Genomic DNA, 16,805 nt, shown 5'->3' on the forward strand with positions numbered 1-16,805 from the left:
AACAGCTGACACGGCGCATTTGCGCCGTGTTGTGCGCTACCAGTGTTTTTTCAGCAATGCCGGAACTTGCGCTGCAGGCACTGGACGCGAGTAATGGTAACCCTGATGCAAATAGCAGCCACGACTTTTCAGGTAGTCCACATGCTCTGAATACTCCACGCCTTCAGCCACACTGTCCATGTTGAGATTTTTAGCCAGATTAATGGTGGTTTCCACCAGCGCATCATTGGCGTTTCCTGGCGCTACATCCTGAACAAAGCTCTTATCAATCTTCAGCACTGATAACGGATAACGCTTGAGGTAACTCAGCGACGAATAGCCGGTGCCAAAATCATCCAGTGCCAGCACAAAGCCTGCATCGACAAACCGGCGAATCTGACGATAGGCGTTGTCAGTATCGCCCATCAGTACGCCTTCAGTGATTTCAAATCGAATTGCCCGTTTGGGCAGGTTATACTCTTTTAACAGAGCGATCAGGGCATCAATATCAAACTCTGTATTGAAGTGCAGCGGAGACAGGTTAATCGACACATAGCCGGTATAGCCGTCGGCATACCAGGTACACATATCATTGATGGCACGCAAAAAAGCATCGCGGGTAACAGCAACGATATGCTTAAGCTCTTCCAGAATAGGGATAAAGCTGTCGGGATAAATGGCTTCGCCATTAAATTCACAGCGTAACAGCAGTTCTACGCCCTCAGTCCTGCCTGTCTGTGTATTCACAATGGGCTGATAGTGATTGAAAAACGCATTCTCTGCAAACGCTTGTTTAACTTTGTTTTCAAGCATCAGACGATGACGCGCTCTGGCATTCATATCATCGGTAAAGTACGTAAAGCTGTTTTGCACATCACTTTTTGCAGCGTACATTGCAACGTCTGCGTGCTTTATCAGCTCTCCCGGCTCGCTGCCGTTATCGGGGTAATACGCGATGCCGATGCTGCATGAGACACGCAATGTCTCATTTCCTAATGCAATCGGCGTTTCAACTGCCTCCACCAGAGACGCGGCAAATCGCCCTAATTCATCAGACGCACCGGCATCCTCAATCACAATGACAAACTCATCACCGCCAAGGCGGGCAACCGTGCCGGTATCCGGTGTTAAATTCTGCATGCGGTTGGCGACTACACGTAACAGACGGTCACCAAAATCATGGCCGAGTGTATCGTTAATCCCTTTGAACCGGTCAAGATCGACAAACAGCACCGCAACCCTGGACCTGTGCGACCGTGCAGAGACTATGGCATGCTCCAGCCGATCCAGCAGTAAGCTGCGGTTCACAAGCCCTGTCAGGCTGTCGTAATTAGCAACTTTTCTCAGTTTCTGCTCTGCACTTTTTTGCTCGGAAATATCAGATACTACCAGCAGGTAGTGATCAATCCTGTCACTGTCGCCAATCGCCGTGATATCGATCAGGACATTGTATTCGCGGCCGTCACGTCCCTCAACAACCCCCTCATCTTTCCAGAACTCCCCTGCCCTGATCTCACTTAAGCGCCCTGAGAGCATGTTGACGAGCTTAGGATAGCGGGCATACAAGCGTCGTATCTGACGCACCAGACTTTCTGTTTTATTAACACCAAAAATACGCTCGAATGCCGGGTTAGCGGCTACAGGACGTTTGTTCTTATCAAAAATGATGACCCAGTCACGAGTATGCTGAAACGCATCATAAAACAGGGTTACCTGCTCTTTGGCACGCTTGAGCCGGTTAATGTATTGCTGACGCGAGTAAAAGTAGATGGCTAAAACAATCAGAAAAATCGTTGCATAGACTGTATAGGCTAATGGCGAGCGCAGCGGCGCATATGGCATTTTCAGTGTAATCTCAGCGGGCAGCATACTGAATGGAAGCCCCTGACCTGCAGGAGCGACAACAAACCGATAATCGCCAGGTTGCAGCGTACCAAAAGTAATGCGGGGGTTGGTGGTCACACCTTTGGTGACCACCTGACCATTCCGATACAGGGTGTATTCAAAACTAAGGCTCTTATTTGCACCAGTCAGCAATGGCGTAAAGTATATCGACAGGCCGTAGTCATCATGCTGAAGTGCAATATGCTCACCGCTCAGGCTGCGTTTTGGCAGCGACAGTGTTCGGCTGTCCAGGGAAATATCAGTGATTGCCATTTCCCTCGTGACCAGACTGTTGGCATCGTTTTCCCGTTTTAGTGCTTCTGGCTCAAAAATAATTAACCCCTGTGTTGAGCCATACGCCAGTCGTCCGTCGGACAGCGCTTCTTCTGAGGCCTCATTGAACTCCGTTACTGACAACTCCCGTCCGTACGAATAATTTCGCATCGTCTTTTGGCTCGGCGAATAGCTGTGCAGGCCCTTATGTGAGCTAAACCAGAGATCACCGTCACGGTCGAGCTGCAAACTGTAGAGGATATTGGTCGACAGCAGATTTTGATCATGCAGATGGTAAAGCGGCTCAAAGGAATCGGCATTCAATCCGACAACGCCATAGCCCGGAAAAGAAAGCCATAACGTGCCCTGTTTATCAACTACCCAGGCCGAAATAGACGCCTGTGACCGGCGCTGCGTCTCAGAAAACCGGTATACCAGGGTGTGTTCCATGGTTTCAGTATCAAACAGCCACAGACCGCCAAGCATAGCCAGAAACATCTGATTGTCGTGATAAGGCGAGACGCCAAGGAATGCAGACGAAAATGCCGGGTCAAAGACTTTTTCACTCAGAGGAAGCGGTGTCACTGAGGCATCGCGTGGATCATACCGGTAGAATGCATCCGAAATAAAGTACAGCCGGCCTTTGTCATCAAGCGCAGAGCCCGCGTTCCATGCCGTAAATACATCGGCATTAGTGCCTTCGTTAACAGGTGGCACACGCAGCTTTCCGGTTTGCATATCAAACTGACGGATCCCGGCATAGGTTTGCAAATACAGTGTTTCAGCAGGGCCCGGCAAAATATACTCGATAACCGCCTCATTCTCCGAAATGCGCTTATCGTCAGTCGTGATATATGATGTCGTCGTTTTCTCACTCAGGTTATAGCGGTTTAAGCCGTTTTCCGTGCCTACCCAGAGTGTCTCGGGATCACTCTGGTGCGTCGAATACACCACCTCATTACTGAGGCTGGAAGCCCGATCAGTTCTGCTGCGCTGTACCATTTCTATCAATGCACTCTTAACACCAAAGTACAGCGCCCCACCATAAACACTGCTAAGCCACAGGTTACCCAGCGCATCAGCTTCCAGTGCATAAATAGTTTTATTGGAGAGCGTGGTCCTGCCATTATTTGGCTCAAGAATGTGAACATCCTGCCACTCTCCATCCGTACCCTGTTCAAGCTGAACCAGACCTTTGTTAGTACCCAGCCAGAAACCATCAGGGGAAACCTGTTCCATTTCCCAGACATTGCGCTGCGCAACAATACGTTTTATGGGTGAGTCGCCACCGTTTTTCAGGTAGTCAAGGAGTGCTGCTTTGGGGCTCATAAACAGGCCATTTACGGTGCCAATCCAAATGCGCTCCTGCACATCTTCCAGGAGAAATTTTACGTTTACATTGTCGATATCGGCGTCAATATCGACTAAGTGATCCACCTTTTGCGACGGAAAGCCTGGCGATGTCTGATCAACGGCCAGCAAGCCATGAGTTGTTGCCACGAGCACATAGTCGCCAGTCTGGATGGCATAGCGTATTCCTGTTGCTTTGCCTATCATCTCCTTTGGTAGCGAAAACAACACCTGCTGCTCAAGTGAATCAGAATGGATCTTCACGATCTGTTGATACAGTGCTACGTACATCCAGCCATCGTCTCCTAGCTGAAGGCTGTTGGCATACTGGATCCAGTTTTTGTCATCAAAGTATGGGGTACTGATTACCTGCTGACTTTTTGCGGTCTCAAAGTCATAGCGAAATATCCCATTGGCATAGGTGCTGATCCAAAGGCTATCGCCCTCAACGACATGCAGACTTATAATGCTGGAGTTTAAAAACAGGTCATCCGGCCCGGCTACCTCCATAACGCGATAACCATCCCACCGCGCAAGCCCGCCATCTGTTGCTATCCACACAAACCCGTCACCATCAATGGCGATGTCATTGACGATGTCCTGCGGCAAGCCGTTTTGTGTGGAAACAGACTGGAATATCGGGTTAGCCAGCTGTGGCGCGGCGGTTGCCAAATGCCCACACAGCACAAAAATCAGCACAGTAAGAGATCGAAAAATATTCATTGTTATTTTAGTTATTACTACCGCTTTATTGACGCGCTTCTCCTAAAGCACGCCACTATACCTTATCAGTGGTCCGGATCCATTTTACCAACCTCATCTATGCCTAACATATCAGTAAATTTGCGTGTCCGAGTGTTTTTTCCGGACAAAACCGACCAGTTCCAGAATTAAATAACAAACCAGCATCAGCACGACAATATTGTTCAGATTAATGATGGCAGCACGGTAGAAAGCGCCAAGTATGTTAGTTTCCAATAACATTCTGTCTATGTAGCGGCTTAGCTGGATAAGTGCGTACATTGCGTACGACCCCGCCACAGCCTTAACCAGCCAGTCTGCACGTAGTTTAAACAACCTGATTAATCTGAATAAGACAAATATGATAAGGATATCGGTAACGGCAAAGCTCATATACCAGAAAAAATTTATAAGGTGAGCAGGTAGCGTGCCGTCTATCTCTCCAACATATAGTTCAATCCCCTGATGGAGCATTTCCATAAAAAACTGGACAAAAAGCACTACGCTGAACACGGTCACTTTCTGAGCAAACAGGGAGTAGACGACCAGAACAACCATCAGGGTAAATGCTGAGACAGGTATAAATTCAAATATCATAATCCAATTGCCTCCTAGCGCTTTGGCTTTTCGCTGCCCGGTGCAGGCCTTATAGCAGGAAACAGGGCCATTGCGGCGACCTGATTGATGCACCACGCCACTGTTGCTGACAAACAGATAAACACCAGAGCTACATTGAGTCCCCGCAAAGACAGCGAATATACGTCAGCCATCATATCGCTTTATATTGCAATGCTGTCGATATACCGAACTGCCTGAATGACTGAAAAAGCACTGGGGTGGAGCATATTCATCCTTACCGTGTCAGATTCAGGCGCTTGTCTGCCAGGCACATGACCGCTACTGCGAACATATTTGTGAGAGCGAAAATAACATACCGGAACAGATTATGTGCGAAGGTAAATGCTTCTGAACGGAAAGGTCGGGCAACAGAGAGACGATGGCCCTCAGCGCAAACAGCATGATAAAGTCGGAACTTAAGTCAACACCATTCTCATAGCCTGCCGCCGCAGACTTAAAGTGCCCGGAAGTTTGAAACCACACTTTCAATGACTGTTTTAAACACATATCCGAACAGCAGTATTGCTATTACAATATTGGCAAAGGGGATCCCTTCGCGGTAAATAATTGCCATCAATTCAGAGTCAATGGTAAGACGCTCTACAAGTCTTACGATCTGTAGCACCCCCAAAGAAAAGTATATCCCAATCAATGCCTTACTGACAATTTCCAACTGAATATTAGTTTGTTTACTCCAGAACAGAATCATACCGACGAAGATAAAATCAGTCAGCCCAAACGTTAGATACCATGCATAGTATGTGAAACTAGCAAGCTGAGGTGTGTTAAACAAACTTACAAAAAGGTACTCAACCCCGAGGTGAACTGCATTAAGTGCGAATATTGCGACAAAAACAAAAGAAAACGATGTGAATTTCTTTACACAGAACAAATAAATAGCCAACGCTGCAGTATAAAGCAGCGTTGGCATAGGAATGGAGTTAAGTACTTCTGCCATTAATCCTCTTTTTTCGACTTAGGCTTCTCTGGTTCAAAGCCACCACCGTTTTCATGCGTACTCACCATACAAACAAGAGGAGCAAATGCACAAACTTCGTCAATAAACGATGTTGACGACACTTTCTCTGCTTCCGAAGCAACGGTTGAGCCAGATAGTACAGTTATAGCACTGAAGAGGGCAAGTTTGATACCTTTTTTCATGATGATTCCTTTTATTCGGGTTAAAAAACTGTCCTTTAGAACAGGTTAATTTCCCTATCGGCACATCTGTCAGGTGCTGAAGTAAAAAAGGAATAAAATTACATTTCATTGACCGGCACTCTGCCGGTGATTACTGTATTTCGCTTTATACTAGGCTGCGGCGCCAGCCGATAAAGGTCGCCGTTCAGCCCCACGTAATGTTTTACCACGCCGGTCTCTCTGGCAATAAGCGCATGGGCCTGCAAATGCTCGGGCTCACCATGAACAGGAATTGCGATTTCAGGTTTCACCCATTGATACATCAGCTTTAATTCTTCGGCGCACGGATGGCCACTGGCATGCAGTGGCAAGGCTGAGTCCTCACTCTGAATTACCTCGATATTGCGTGCCGAGAGCGCCTTTACCAGTTTTTCCACGTCTGCTTCATTCCCTGGTATTATGATTGACGAAAAGATGACACAGTCCCCCTTATCAAGGGTAAGCTGTGGGTGAGTATCATGGGCTATTCTGGCGAGAGCGGCGCGCGATTCGCCCTGGCTTCCGGTTACTACTGCCAGTACTTCCCCGGCAGGCAGGTAGCCAATATGCGAGGGCTCTACCAGTGTCAGTTCGTTTGGCCAGTAACCTTGCTGACGCGCGATGCTTACCATATTCTGTAATGAGCGCCCATACAGTGCCATATACCGTCCTGTTTTTTGGGCTATTCGCGCAAGACTTATCAAGCGGGCAATATTGCTGCCAAAGCAGGTAACCACTACCCTGCCCTGTTTAGACCGGATGGTTGAGAGTAGCCCGTCAAAACAATTTCGCTCAGAGACTGAAAACCCCGGACGCGTTGCATTCGTCGAATCGCCCACCAGCGCCAGGATATTGGCTTCGCCCAGAGAGCGGTATAGCTGCGCATCGAAAGGCTTTCCGGTTACCGGACTCGCATCAATTTTCCAGTCTGCGGTATGCAGCACGTTGCCGACAGGTGTTTTAACCAACAGCGCGTTAGGCTCTGGAATAGAATGCGTGATTGCCAGCCAGGTCACGCTGAATGCGCCAATCTGACAGCTATCACCGGGGCTAATTTCAATCACAGGCACCTTGTTTATCAGGCCTTTTTGTACCAGTTTCCGCCGCAGCACTTCTGCAGTAAACGGGGTGGTATATACCGGGCAGCGTAGCCGTTGCCACAGGTAAGGCACGGCGCCTATGTGATCCTCGTGGGCATGGGTGATGATCATGCCGCACAAATGCTCTTTTTGCTGGGCAATAAAATCCGGACTCGCGGCAACAACAGAATAGCGGTGCGCTGATGATGTTTCAGCAGGCTGCCGGTAGGCGGGAGTCAAAGGCTCATCAAATGAAACGCCGCAATCTACCATCAGCCAGCAACCATCATGCCCGTATAAATTCATATTCATACCAATCTCACCAGTCCCCCCTAACGGAAGAAACCAGAGATCCTGTGGGCCGGGAATGAGTGAGGTAATACGCAACTCCTTTCAGTGCAAAATTAAACTAACAAACAGCATGCGCTGACCTTCTCACAAACATGATGAATGTTTATAGTATATTTAACCCTGAAAACATGACGTTGCCCACAGCAATTTAAAAAAAATATTGATGCAGATCATTAGGGAAGAGCTAACGCAGCGAATGCGTGCTTCAGGACTCGATGAGTGATGATAGACGTATTCGCATCTTCCCTTAAGTGGTCCCGGTTTAATCCCCCAGCCAGAGGAAGGGTTTATGACACACTCGCTTTCAGATCAGGAATGCCGGCTCATTGGTGTACTAATGGAAAAGTCAGTAACCACACCAGAACAATATCCTCTCACGGTGAATGCACTGACCACCGGGTGTAATCAAAAAAGTAACCGTAATCCGGTCACTGCATTCAGTGAAGAAACCGTACGTAACCTCATCGCAACCCTGGAAAAGAAGCGGTTAATCACCTTGTCTTCAGGTTTCGGAAGCCGGGTAGATAAGATCTCTCACCGTTTTTGTAACACAGAGTTCAGTGATCTAAAATTCAGTGAACGCCAGTTCGCAGTCGTCACAGAGCTGCTGTTACGTGGTCCGCAGACGCAGGGGGAATTACGTGGGCGCTGCCAGAGACTCGCAGACTTCGATAGCGTGGCAGACGTAGAAAAAACCATGCAGGATTTGCTGAGCTGGGAGCCCTATCCGCTCATCGCGCCACTGCCGCGCGAAGCAGGCAAACGGGAAACGCGCTATACCCATTGTTTTTCAACAGGCTCACACGCTTCCTTAACAGAACCAGAAGAAGAGCGACCGGCCCCTCCTCCGGCACAAGCAGATGCGCAAACCGAGCTTGACGCTCTCAAAGCCACTGTTATGGCATTGGAAAAGCGAATTGAAGCACTCGAAGCCAGGCAGTCCTAATCACCGGGCTGTCTGCATCAGTCGTGATGCAGCTGTGCGTTAAGCTGATCAATCACCTCGGCCCACTCCGCATCATCATCCAGGGCACTTTGCAGAAACGTCTTTTGCGACTCGTTCCAAAATGGCGCCTGCTCAATATGCCGCGAAGGGTTCATGCCCCGATGCTCCTCAATAAAGGCATCAATTGCAGCGTCAGAGTTGTCCAGTCCCAACTGACCAAAGAGGTCCTGCATGGTAGGTTGTTCGGTAAACATCGTTGTTTCTCCTGCGACGGGCCCTAAGCAACAGGCTATAGGGAATTTGCGAATAGATGTTTAGGTTTAACGCGGTGCCCGACGACTAAGATCATCAACCACCCGTTCGTGCACAGTGCTAACGCGGATTTTCAGTCCTCAGACATGCATCGCGAGTCTGACGCAGGGGCTGGCAGAAGATGCTCAGCCCCACTGAGTGCGTACGCGCCTGTGCACTAAGAAACGACGCTGCCGGCCTATGCCTTGGTGAGCTGCTGTGCAAAATCTTCTGGGTCCAGCACTTCGCCGTCTTCACCTGGCAAAGGACAAACCATAACCATCAGATCATCCTGCAACATGCCGCCTGTCCATTTTTCCAGCCAGTCTTTCAGGCTAATCGCAAGCGGCTCACAATGCGCCCATTCGTCGGTTGCCCACAATGCTGCCAGATCGCCCTGAGGCCAGACCGGTACGCCTTCTTCGTCTTCTGTTGTCAGCATTACACAGCCATGTTCGTCGGTGAGGATCCACACCGACTGTTGTTCGCGAATGCGGGCAAGGGATTTATCAACGCGGGACTGTGCAGTCCCGCTGAGCCATTGTTCATCAACCATTATTCATCCTCTTTGGTTACCACTGGTAAGGCGTTCACCTGTTTGAGCTCTTCTTCAAGCAAGGCCGGATCGCCCACCACTACCAGCGACATTGTACTGAGATCGAGATAGTCTGACGCGACTTTTGACACCGACGCTGCATCAACGTCATTCACCATCGAGATATAGTTAGTCAGGCGACTACGCGGGAGTCCATTAACATCAAGGCTGATTAACTGAGAAATCAGCCCTGTACGAGACGAGTTACGCAATACAAACAGGCCTGACATATAATTTTTAACGCCATCCAGCTCCCATGCAGGCGGTGGCGTCTGTTGCACTCCCCTGATTTCAGAAATAATTTCATTTAACGCTTCCCCAGTACTCGGCGCGTCAATATCCGCAGCTTCAAACCACACAGATACGCCCTTATAGCTGTACAGCGAGCTTCTTGGTGAGTAGGTATAACCTTTGTCTTCCCGAATATTCTGCGTTATGCGGCTGGAAAACATGCCGCCCAGCAAGGTGTTAGTCACCTGTAGCGGAATGTAGTCTTCATCTGACATTGGTATCGTGCGTTGCCCAAGTCTTACTGTCGTCTGCACCGCTCCGGGCCGCTCTACCTTCAGTAGCGCGGGGACCGGCACAGCAGGCATCGGCAGCGTGTTTTTATCGGTATCACCGGCAATCATGACACTAAAATCATCCTCAATTTTTGACTTCAGTGCGTTGGCATCAAAGCGTCCGGCCACGTACAGGTGCGCGTTTCCGGCCACTAACTGACTGCGGGCGAATTTTATGATGTCTTCCTGCGTGATTTTTTGCAGCGCAGACTGTGTGGGGTACACCACCCCATACGGGTGATCCGGGTACATGTGCGTATAAAAAGCCTGCATAGACTGGCCTTGTGGGCGTGACTGAGAAACCTGAATTTCCCGCCAGTGATTCGCAACCGCCCGCTCAAGCGATGCTTTCGGAAATGTCGACGTCGTCACCAGCTCCGCCATTAACTGTGCCGCCGGCTGCGCAAATTCAGACAGGACATCCATTGACAGGTAACTTGAATTCATACTGACAGACGTTTCAATTTGCCCGCCCATTGACGAGGCACGCCGTGCCAGTTCTCCCGCCGAGGCGGCTTTTGTTCCCTGACTGAGTAACTCAAAGGTTAAATCTGAAATATGTGGCGTCTCGCCGTCATCGGCGTTACCTGTGGCAAATTGCAATACCAGTGTCGTTTTAGGTGTACTTCCGTACGGAATAAATGTCACTGACAGACCGTTGTCCAGTTGAAATGTCTGCGTATCCGGCAAGGTAAAGTTCTTTGCCTGAGCAGGCTTTGGCGGCGTAGACGGAAACGAAGCCGCTGTAGCCACACCAGGTGCGCTTAACGTAAACAGCAGTGCTGCAAACAAACCGCCTTTTACTCGCGTGTTAAATGACCCTCTCATTGTGCTTCTCCCTGCGTGTTTTCCGTTGAACGTTGTGAATCAGTCAGAACAGTAAACAGAGTCCGCTTTTCAGGGACCAGGTAGGTGTTTGCCGTTTGCTGGATCATTGCCGGTGTTATTCGTTCAAAGGCAGCCTCAATGTCATTTATTCGCGACGGCGCGTCATCAAACAGCGCAAATGTCGCTAATAAATCCAGTTTGCCGACGCCATAAAAACCATCAATTGTGTCGTACAATGAAGAACGCAATTTGGTTTTCGCTCGTGCAAGCGTCGCTGGCGATACGGGCTTATTCTGTAATACCGATACCGCGTCATCTATCACCCGTGTAATGGCTTTTTCATCGACGGATTCCTCATGAATTAAGCTCGCCGACCACAACATTGGTCCATTGTAGTTAAACATATTCCCAAGCAGGTTGATGCCACCTGACACGTTACTGGTAATGCCCTGCTCCTCCACCAGCGCCTGATGAAGCAGACTGTCATCACCTTGCAACAGGATCTGATCAATCAGGCCCATGGCATAATAGGCGTCGCTATTTTTCGGGGGCATTCGGTAGGCAACCGAATACGCTGGCTTTGGCGCCAGTGGGTCGACTCTGGATGCTTTTCGCTGCGCTGTCTGAGGTTGTTCACTAATATCCGGCAACGCTGGCACATCGCCACGCGGAATATCACCAAAGTACTTGCGAACCCAGTCCATGGTCTGTGCAACATCCAGGTCGCCTACCACAACAAACACGGCATTATTCGGTGTGTAGTAGCGATCGAAAAATGCGTCTACATCGTCCAGTGTCGCGGCATCAAGATCATCCAGTTCGCCGTAAAAATTGTGCGAGTTATACCAGTTGTCAAACGCGTGTTGTGGCAAATCCAGCCACGGGAAGCCGCCATAGGGCTGATTGAGTACATTAACTTTTACTTCATTTTTTACCACGCCCTGCTGATTGGTTAGCTCAGCCTGTGTGATATTCAACCCGCGCATACGATCGGCTTCTACCCATACAAACGTTTCCAGTACATGAGAAGGCAGAATTTCGAAGTAATTGGTGAAATCAAATCGCGTGGAACCGTTATTGATGCCGCCATTACCGTTTACCAGTTTATCAAACTCCCCTTTTGGCAGATTCTGAGAGCCCTGAAACATCATATGTTCAAACAGGTGCGCAAAACCGGTACGGTCTTTTGGCTCGATACGAAAGCCGATATTATAATATACGCCCACTGCAACGATTGGCGCTGTGTCATCCGGCGACAACACCACCTTTAGTCCGTTATCGAGAGTTTCGTAATGTACCGGCACATTCAGACTCATCGCCGCCGGCGCCTCTTTCTGTGTTTCATCCTTTGTGGTGCTGGCATCGTTGGCTGACTGACACCCTGTCAGCAGCACCAGTGCACTCACCAATCCGTAAACTACCTTCATTCGCTAATTTCCTTTTTACTTTTTACTTTTTTACTTTATTAAGGTACGCACTGTACGTACATCATATTATATAGTTTAAGTTGGTTAACGGGGCGTAGCCTGCTGAGCAATAAAGCTGTCGATAATGCTTTTCAGACTTTCTCGCCTTACTGACTTCATGGTATGCAAATAAACGTTGATCACTGCGTCTTCCAGTGTACAAATATGCCTGAGATCGTCGCTCCCGTCAGAATGCGCCTTACACGCTTCCGGCAGCACGACAAAGCCGCCTTCTTTACGCAGCGTCGCCAGCGCCAGATGCAACGAATTCGTTCTGAGTTTGGCTTCCTTTAACTGAGGCTGGTTTGTTAGCAACACATCTCTGGCCCGGGCGCCCCAGTCAATTGCAATGAATTCGTCGCTGGTAGCCTCCCCATTGCGGTCAACCGCATACAGCGCAAGGGGGGAAGAAAGCACAACATGGCTGTCTACTTCTTCTGATTTAAGCGGCTCACTGGAAAAGGCCAGATCAATAACACGCTCATGCAGTTGACGTGATAACGCCTCCAGCGTCAGGACTTCGGCTTTGACTGACCAGTCCGGAAAGTGCTGATGAAGATGGGTCAGTGAATCAGAAAGCAACAATTCACTGGCGACCTGTGTCGCGCCAACCATGACCTGCTCTGATGAGGTGTCAAGCAGTTCCTGGCGAGCCAGTTGCAGGGTAGAACACAACTGCTTTGCGAAAGGTAACAGCTTTTCGCCGGATTGCGTGAGCTGAATGCTATTACGCTGACGAACGAATAACGTAGTGTGAAAGTATTCTTCGAGCAACTTAATGCGGGCACTTACCGCGGACTGCGTAAGATAGAGGTTCTCAGCCGCTTTGCCGAAATGTCGGGTATTAACGACTTCAATAAAGGTAGTTAAAAAACGAATGTCCATTTGCTTGTGACAATAGATAACGTCAGTGACGTTAAGCTGTCACAGTTTGGCAGGCAAGTAAATTAAAAACACGCCGGGAGCGGCAGAAACCACGCGCTTCATAGCTCACAAACGTTCACCACTAGTGATTTGAGCGCGGGGAACCTAGACCATTGCCTGCGCCCCCTGCCTTATAAGTGTGCACTCAGGTTTCGCTGGCTGACGATGCACGTTTTCACGTCGTCTTAATCTTCCTGGTAAATACGGCGCTGCTTTTCGCGACGCTGATGGTCGCGTTTTTGTTGTGCCTTTACTGCATGACGACGCTTAGAAGTGCTTTTCCTAGCACGGCTATCGTCATCGTCTACCGAGTCCCATTCACGCTGGTAACGATAGTCTTTACTCATTTCAGTCTCGAAGTGATTGCCACCAGTCAATTATCAGTCCCCATAAAAAAAATGAAAATGAATATTTATGCTGGTCACGATAAAAATTTTTTTATCTGTCATATAAACTAATGCAGGTTATTACCCGGCAGGTGACCCTGAAGCAGGGCCAGAATCGCTCAACTTAGCGACTGATTTACAAGACTAATTACGGTGCTGTGCGCGATCTCAAAGTGTTCAAAATTTTTTATGGATAAGAAAAAAAAGATTTGTTTTAACTTTCTCTTTATTTGGCTTAAAAGTCTCCGTGAATTAACCACCACAGATGAGAACGCTCATGGCTACACTATCAATCCGGGTACCGCAAAAAGTATTTAGTGATCGTGTTAAATTTCCTTACGGTTTTCGTAAGTCCGGTGATTTCAGCATTGTTGAAGCCGACTTACTGTCTCAGTTCGGGCATACCCTGTTAGCGCTCGAGTCGGGTCAGTTAACACCTGAAAATGACGACGAGATACACTTTGTCGACTTTATTCATGGGCAGACTGAGGCTGGTAACAGTCTTGAAAAAGCGTGGCAAAAGTACGTCCGTCTGGCGCGTGGAAAGAAGCATTTTTACACGCTGCATAGCTCTGCCAGTAACCAGTCAGAGTATGACGAAGACTTAAGTGACGAAGAGTTTGACGTCGCCTGAGCGAACACGCCCGCCTCCGCATCCTGACGGGCCGGCAAACTGCCAGCCCGTTTTGTAACTGATCCAAGCCCGCCTTATTACCGAACTGATTGATATATGTTGCTATTTATGAATAAACCACTAATGGCAACTACACTTACAGAAGTGTGAGAGTCATTCTTTACACATGGCCGAAGCGTAATACCGGCTTACACCGATGTCTTTGTTGTCATCGCAAATGTTTTTCCGTGTAGCCGCCGCCCCTTTTGCGCCTTATCACGTGACTTTCACCGCTTACGATGTGGGTACTTTGCCCATATCCCTTGACAGTTCAGGGAACAGGAGAGCCGCCATGCTGGTATCGTTTAAACAGTTAAAACACTTTTCTATCCATGCCACCGATGGCGATATCGGTGGCTGTCGGGATTTACTCTTTGATGATCAGGATTTTGTTGTCCGCTATCTGGTGGCCGATACCAATACCTGGTTACCGTTAAGTCGCAAAGTGGTTATATCACCTATTTCGGTGACCGAGCTGGACCTTGATGGCGAAAGTGTGCATGTATCCATGACCGCTGAGACGTTGCAGCAAAGTCCTTCCATTGACGAGCATAAGCCGGTTTCCCGCGAGTACGAAGAAACGCTGTTTCAGTATTTTGGCTACGGGTATTACTGGATCGGGCCAGGTGCCTGGGGTGATTTTGCACACCCGGGTGAGCTGGCCGACGGCGGTGCCGGTGAACAGGAGCCGGAATCCGATACGCCAAAGCCCGAAAATCACCTGCGCGCCTGCGGCGAGATCAACGGCTATGATGTGCAGACCAGCGATGGCGACCTCGGCCACGTTTGCGATTTCGTTTTTGATACCACCGACTGGGCGTTGCGGTTGGTTGTGATTGATACCCGCAACTGGTTACCCGGCGGCAAAAAGGTGGTTGTCACGCCAACGGCATTGCGTGTCATCGACTGGTCCAGTCACAAGGTCGATGTTGCGATGGATCAGAATACGCTGCAAAACCAGCCTGAATTTGATGCCGGCCGCCTCGCCGAAGAGGGATATCTACAATCACTTATCGAAAAGGCCTGATATATGACACAAACGTATTATCAGAAACAGACAGCACTGGCAGTCGATAATTTCAGTATCAGTAACACGCCATTACCACCGCAGTTTATACAGGCGCTGGCTTACATCAAAGCCGCGTGTGCCACAGTTAATCACGAACTGGGACTGCTCGATAAAGACAAGTCGGAAGCGATTTGGCAGGTTGCAACAGATATTGGCCAGGGAGAGTATGCCGATCAGTTTCCGGTCGATGTGTTCCAGACGGGCTCCGGCACCAGCACCAATATGAATGCCAATGAGGTCATTGCTACGCTTGCCAGCAAAGCAAGCGGACTGGACATTCATCCCAATGACGATGTCAATATGGGCCAGAGCTCCAATGATGTTATTCCGACTGCACTGCATGTGAGCGCGCAGCTTGCCTCATCCGGTACGTTACAACCTGCCCTGACGCGTCTGGCGGATGTGTTGAAAGAAAAAATGGAGGCGTTCGACGCGGTCATTAAAACCGGGCGAACGCATCTTATGGATGCAATGCCGGTAAAACTGTCGCAGGAAATGTCGGGCTGGCGCTCACAGATTCTGCACTGCCAGCAGCGACTGGAAGATACACAAAAGCGCCTGTGCCGTCTGGCCATCGGCGGCACAGCAGTAGGAACGGGCATCAACACCCATCCGGAGTTTGGCGCCCGGGTGGCGAACGCCTTGTCACAACAGCTGGGACAGACCTTTCTGGTGACAGATAATCACTTTGCGTCGATTTCCGCCCAGGATACTGCGGTGGAGTACTCTGGGCAGTTGTCCGTTGTTGCCGTTGCACTGATGAAAATTAGCAACGATTTACGCTGGATGAACAGCGGTCCGCTTGCCGGACTTGGTGAAATAGCCCTGACTAAACTGCAGGCGGGCAGCAGTATTATGCCGGGTAAGGTTAATCCGGTTATCCCTGAGGCTGTGGCCATGGCCTGCGCACAGGTTATGGGCAACCACACCACTGTCACAGTCGCCGGTCAATCGGGTAATTTTCAGCTGAATGTCATGCTTCCTGTCATTGCTCAGAATGTATTAAGTAGTGTGTCGTTGCTGTCAAACAGCTGTGACCACCTGTCGGAAAAAGCGTTGAGCGACATGCAGGTTAATCATGACAAACTTGAAGAAGTGCTGGCTAAAAACCCGATTCTGGTGACGGCGCTTAATCAGAAAATTGGTTACGAGGCAGGCACTAAAATTGCCCAGCGCGCCTATGAAGAAAAGCGCGATATTATTGATATTGCCCGGGAAATGACAGATTTGGATGAGAAAGAGTTAAAGGGGTTGCTTGACCCGGCGAAGCTGGTCTGAGCGCGCCTGTGACTTAACGATCTGAGCAGAAAAAACGGTACAGCAACCCAATGGTTTCCCTGATACGGTCATCGGCAAGCCGGTAATAAATGGTTTGCCCTTCGCGGCGGGTTGCAACCAGTGAAGCATCACGCAATATGGCCAGATGCTGAGATAAAACCGGTTGTGTAACAGGAATAAACGTCAGCATGGTCGTGACTGACAGCTCCTCTTCCAGCAATGAGCAAAGTACCATTAACCGGGTTTTATTTGCCAGTAACTTTAAATATTGTTCGGCGTCACTGGCGTGTGCCAGCATCGTATCCTGCTCAATGTTGACCATGGTTATGTTT

General features: G+C 49.2%; 16 protein-coding genes. 4 read left to right on the forward strand and 12 right to left on the reverse strand.

All coding sequences use genetic code 11. The features are described from left to right. Nucleotides 1–36: 36 nt before the first annotated feature. The 5 genes from IE054_RS12660 to IE054_RS12680 form a co-directional block, all read right to left on the reverse strand. Nucleotides 37–4,209, reverse strand: a complete 4,173-nt coding sequence (locus IE054_RS12660) for an EAL domain-containing protein (RefSeq protein ID WP_189406903.1) — start codon at nucleotides 4,207–4,209, stop codon at nucleotides 37–39. 111 nt (nucleotides 4,210–4,320) lie between these two features. Continuing rightward, nucleotides 4,321–4,824 (reverse strand): hypothetical protein, encoded by a 504-nt coding sequence (locus IE054_RS12665; protein WP_189406906.1) that lies wholly within the window; start codon nucleotides 4,822–4,824, stop codon nucleotides 4,321–4,323. Nucleotides 4,825–5,299: 475 nt separating this feature from the next. Continuing rightward, nucleotides 5,300–5,803 carry a hypothetical protein gene (locus IE054_RS12670; protein ID WP_189406908.1) on the reverse strand — a complete coding sequence of 168 codons (504 nt, stop codon included), beginning with the start codon at nucleotides 5,801–5,803 and terminating at the stop codon, nucleotides 5,300–5,302. Continuing rightward, nucleotides 5,803–6,006, reverse strand: a complete 204-nt coding sequence (locus IE054_RS12675; RefSeq protein ID WP_189406910.1) for a hypothetical protein — start codon at nucleotides 6,004–6,006, stop codon at nucleotides 5,803–5,805. The genes IE054_RS12670 and IE054_RS12675 overlap by 1 nt, the downstream gene beginning before the upstream one ends. Nucleotides 6,007–6,104: 98 nt before the next feature. Then, entirely contained in the window at nucleotides 6,105–7,415 is a 1,311-nt protein-coding gene (locus IE054_RS12680) for a ribonuclease J (RefSeq protein ID WP_189406912.1), read from the reverse strand. Between the two features lie 328 nt (nucleotides 7,416–7,743). On the opposite strand from IE054_RS12680, the gene IE054_RS12685 reads away from it, so the two are divergent. Beyond that, nucleotides 7,744–8,400, forward strand: a complete 657-nt coding sequence (locus IE054_RS12685; protein ID WP_189406914.1) for a YceH family protein — start codon at nucleotides 7,744–7,746, stop codon at nucleotides 8,398–8,400. Nucleotides 8,401–8,417: 17 nt separating this feature from the next. Here the strand turns inward: IE054_RS12685 and IE054_RS12690 are convergent, their stop codons facing one another. The 6 genes from IE054_RS12690 to IE054_RS12715 form a co-directional block, all read right to left on the reverse strand. After that, entirely contained in the window at nucleotides 8,418–8,654 is a 237-nt protein-coding gene (locus tag IE054_RS12690; RefSeq protein ID WP_189406916.1) for a DUF2789 domain-containing protein, read from the reverse strand. 236 nt (nucleotides 8,655–8,890) lie between these two features. Beyond that, entirely contained in the window at nucleotides 8,891–9,247 is a 357-nt protein-coding gene (locus IE054_RS12695; RefSeq protein WP_189406917.1) for a DUF2750 domain-containing protein, read from the reverse strand. Continuing rightward, the gene (locus IE054_RS12700; RefSeq protein ID WP_189406919.1) at nucleotides 9,247–10,677 is read right to left on the reverse strand and encodes a M16 family metallopeptidase; all 1,431 of its coding nucleotides are present in this window, start codon (nucleotides 10,675–10,677) and stop codon (nucleotides 9,247–9,249) included. The genes IE054_RS12695 and IE054_RS12700 overlap by 1 nt, the downstream gene beginning before the upstream one ends. Continuing rightward, nucleotides 10,674–12,104 (reverse strand): M16 family metallopeptidase, encoded by a 1,431-nt coding sequence (locus IE054_RS12705; protein WP_189406921.1) that lies wholly within the window; start codon nucleotides 12,102–12,104, stop codon nucleotides 10,674–10,676. Before IE054_RS12705 ends, IE054_RS12700 begins: the two co-directional genes overlap by 4 nt. 84 nt (nucleotides 12,105–12,188) lie before the next feature. Further along, nucleotides 12,189–13,028 (reverse strand): LysR family transcriptional regulator, encoded by an 840-nt coding sequence (locus tag IE054_RS12710; protein WP_189406924.1) that lies wholly within the window; start codon nucleotides 13,026–13,028, stop codon nucleotides 12,189–12,191. 224 nt (nucleotides 13,029–13,252) lie between these two features. Then, nucleotides 13,253–13,414, reverse strand: coding sequence for a hypothetical protein (locus IE054_RS12715; RefSeq protein WP_189406926.1), 162 nt, complete (start codon nucleotides 13,412–13,414; stop codon nucleotides 13,253–13,255). A 316-nt stretch (nucleotides 13,415–13,730) separates the two neighbouring features. On the opposite strand from IE054_RS12715, the gene IE054_RS12720 reads away from it, so the two are divergent. From IE054_RS12720 to IE054_RS12730, 3 genes are all read left to right on the forward strand, one after another. Next, nucleotides 13,731–14,087 (forward strand): MaoP family protein, encoded by a 357-nt coding sequence (locus IE054_RS12720; RefSeq protein WP_189406928.1) that lies wholly within the window; start codon nucleotides 13,731–13,733, stop codon nucleotides 14,085–14,087. Between the two features lie 331 nt (nucleotides 14,088–14,418). After that, on the forward strand, nucleotides 14,419–15,153 hold the full coding sequence (locus IE054_RS12725; protein WP_189406931.1) for a PRC-barrel domain-containing protein: 735 nt from the start codon (nucleotides 14,419–14,421) through the stop codon (nucleotides 15,151–15,153). 3 nt (nucleotides 15,154–15,156) lie between these two features. Beyond that, nucleotides 15,157–16,473, forward strand: coding sequence for a class II fumarate hydratase (locus tag IE054_RS12730; protein ID WP_189406933.1), 1,317 nt, complete (start codon nucleotides 15,157–15,159; stop codon nucleotides 16,471–16,473). A 13-nt stretch (nucleotides 16,474–16,486) separates the two neighbouring features. Here IE054_RS12730 and IE054_RS12735 read toward each other — a convergent pair whose 3' ends face one another. Continuing rightward, entirely contained in the window at nucleotides 16,487–16,795 is a 309-nt protein-coding gene (locus IE054_RS12735) for an ArsR/SmtB family transcription factor (RefSeq protein WP_189407034.1), read from the reverse strand. Between the last annotated feature and the right edge of the window lie 10 nt (nucleotides 16,796–16,805).

The sequence above is a fragment of the Alteromonas halophila genome (genome assembly GCF_014651815.1).
GTDB classification, from domain to species: Bacteria; Pseudomonadota; Gammaproteobacteria; order Enterobacterales; family Alteromonadaceae; genus Alteromonas; species Alteromonas halophila.

Excerpts from the sequence above, each read along its gene's own strand:
- IE054_RS12660 (WP_189406903.1), bottom strand. The coding sequence starts at position 4,209 with ATGAATATTTTTCGATCTCTTACTGTGCTGATTTTTGTGCTGTGTGGG.
- IE054_RS12665 (WP_189406906.1), bottom strand. The coding sequence starts at position 4,824 with ATGATATTTGAATTTATACCTGTCTCAGCATTTACCCTGATGGTTGTT.
- IE054_RS12670 (WP_189406908.1), bottom strand. The coding sequence starts at position 5,803 with ATGGCAGAAGTACTTAACTCCATTCCTATGCCAACGCTGCTTTATACT.
- IE054_RS12675 (WP_189406910.1), bottom strand. The coding sequence starts at position 6,006 with ATGAAAAAAGGTATCAAACTTGCCCTCTTCAGTGCTATAACTGTACTA.
- IE054_RS12680 (WP_189406912.1), bottom strand. The coding sequence starts at position 7,415 with ATGAATATGAATTTATACGGGCATGATGGTTGCTGGCTGATGGTAGAT.
- IE054_RS12685 (WP_189406914.1), top strand. The coding sequence starts at position 7,744 with ATGACACACTCGCTTTCAGATCAGGAATGCCGGCTCATTGGTGTACTA.
- IE054_RS12690 (WP_189406916.1), bottom strand. The coding sequence starts at position 8,654 with ATGTTTACCGAACAACCTACCATGCAGGACCTCTTTGGTCAGTTGGGA.
- IE054_RS12695 (WP_189406917.1), bottom strand. The coding sequence starts at position 9,247 with ATGGTTGATGAACAATGGCTCAGCGGGACTGCACAGTCCCGCGTTGAT.
- IE054_RS12700 (WP_189406919.1), bottom strand. The coding sequence starts at position 10,677 with ATGAGAGGGTCATTTAACACGCGAGTAAAAGGCGGTTTGTTTGCAGCA.
- IE054_RS12705 (WP_189406921.1), bottom strand. The coding sequence starts at position 12,104 with ATGAAGGTAGTTTACGGATTGGTGAGTGCACTGGTGCTGCTGACAGGG.
- IE054_RS12710 (WP_189406924.1), bottom strand. The coding sequence starts at position 13,028 with ATGGACATTCGTTTTTTAACTACCTTTATTGAAGTCGTTAATACCCGA.
- IE054_RS12715 (WP_189406926.1), bottom strand. The coding sequence starts at position 13,414 with ATGAGTAAAGACTATCGTTACCAGCGTGAATGGGACTCGGTAGACGAT.
- IE054_RS12720 (WP_189406928.1), top strand. The coding sequence starts at position 13,731 with ATGGCTACACTATCAATCCGGGTACCGCAAAAAGTATTTAGTGATCGT.
- IE054_RS12725 (WP_189406931.1), top strand. The coding sequence starts at position 14,419 with ATGCTGGTATCGTTTAAACAGTTAAAACACTTTTCTATCCATGCCACC.
- IE054_RS12730 (WP_189406933.1), top strand. The coding sequence starts at position 15,157 with ATGACACAAACGTATTATCAGAAACAGACAGCACTGGCAGTCGATAAT.
- IE054_RS12735 (WP_189407034.1), bottom strand. The coding sequence starts at position 16,795 with ATGGTCAACATTGAGCAGGATACGATGCTGGCACACGCCAGTGACGCC.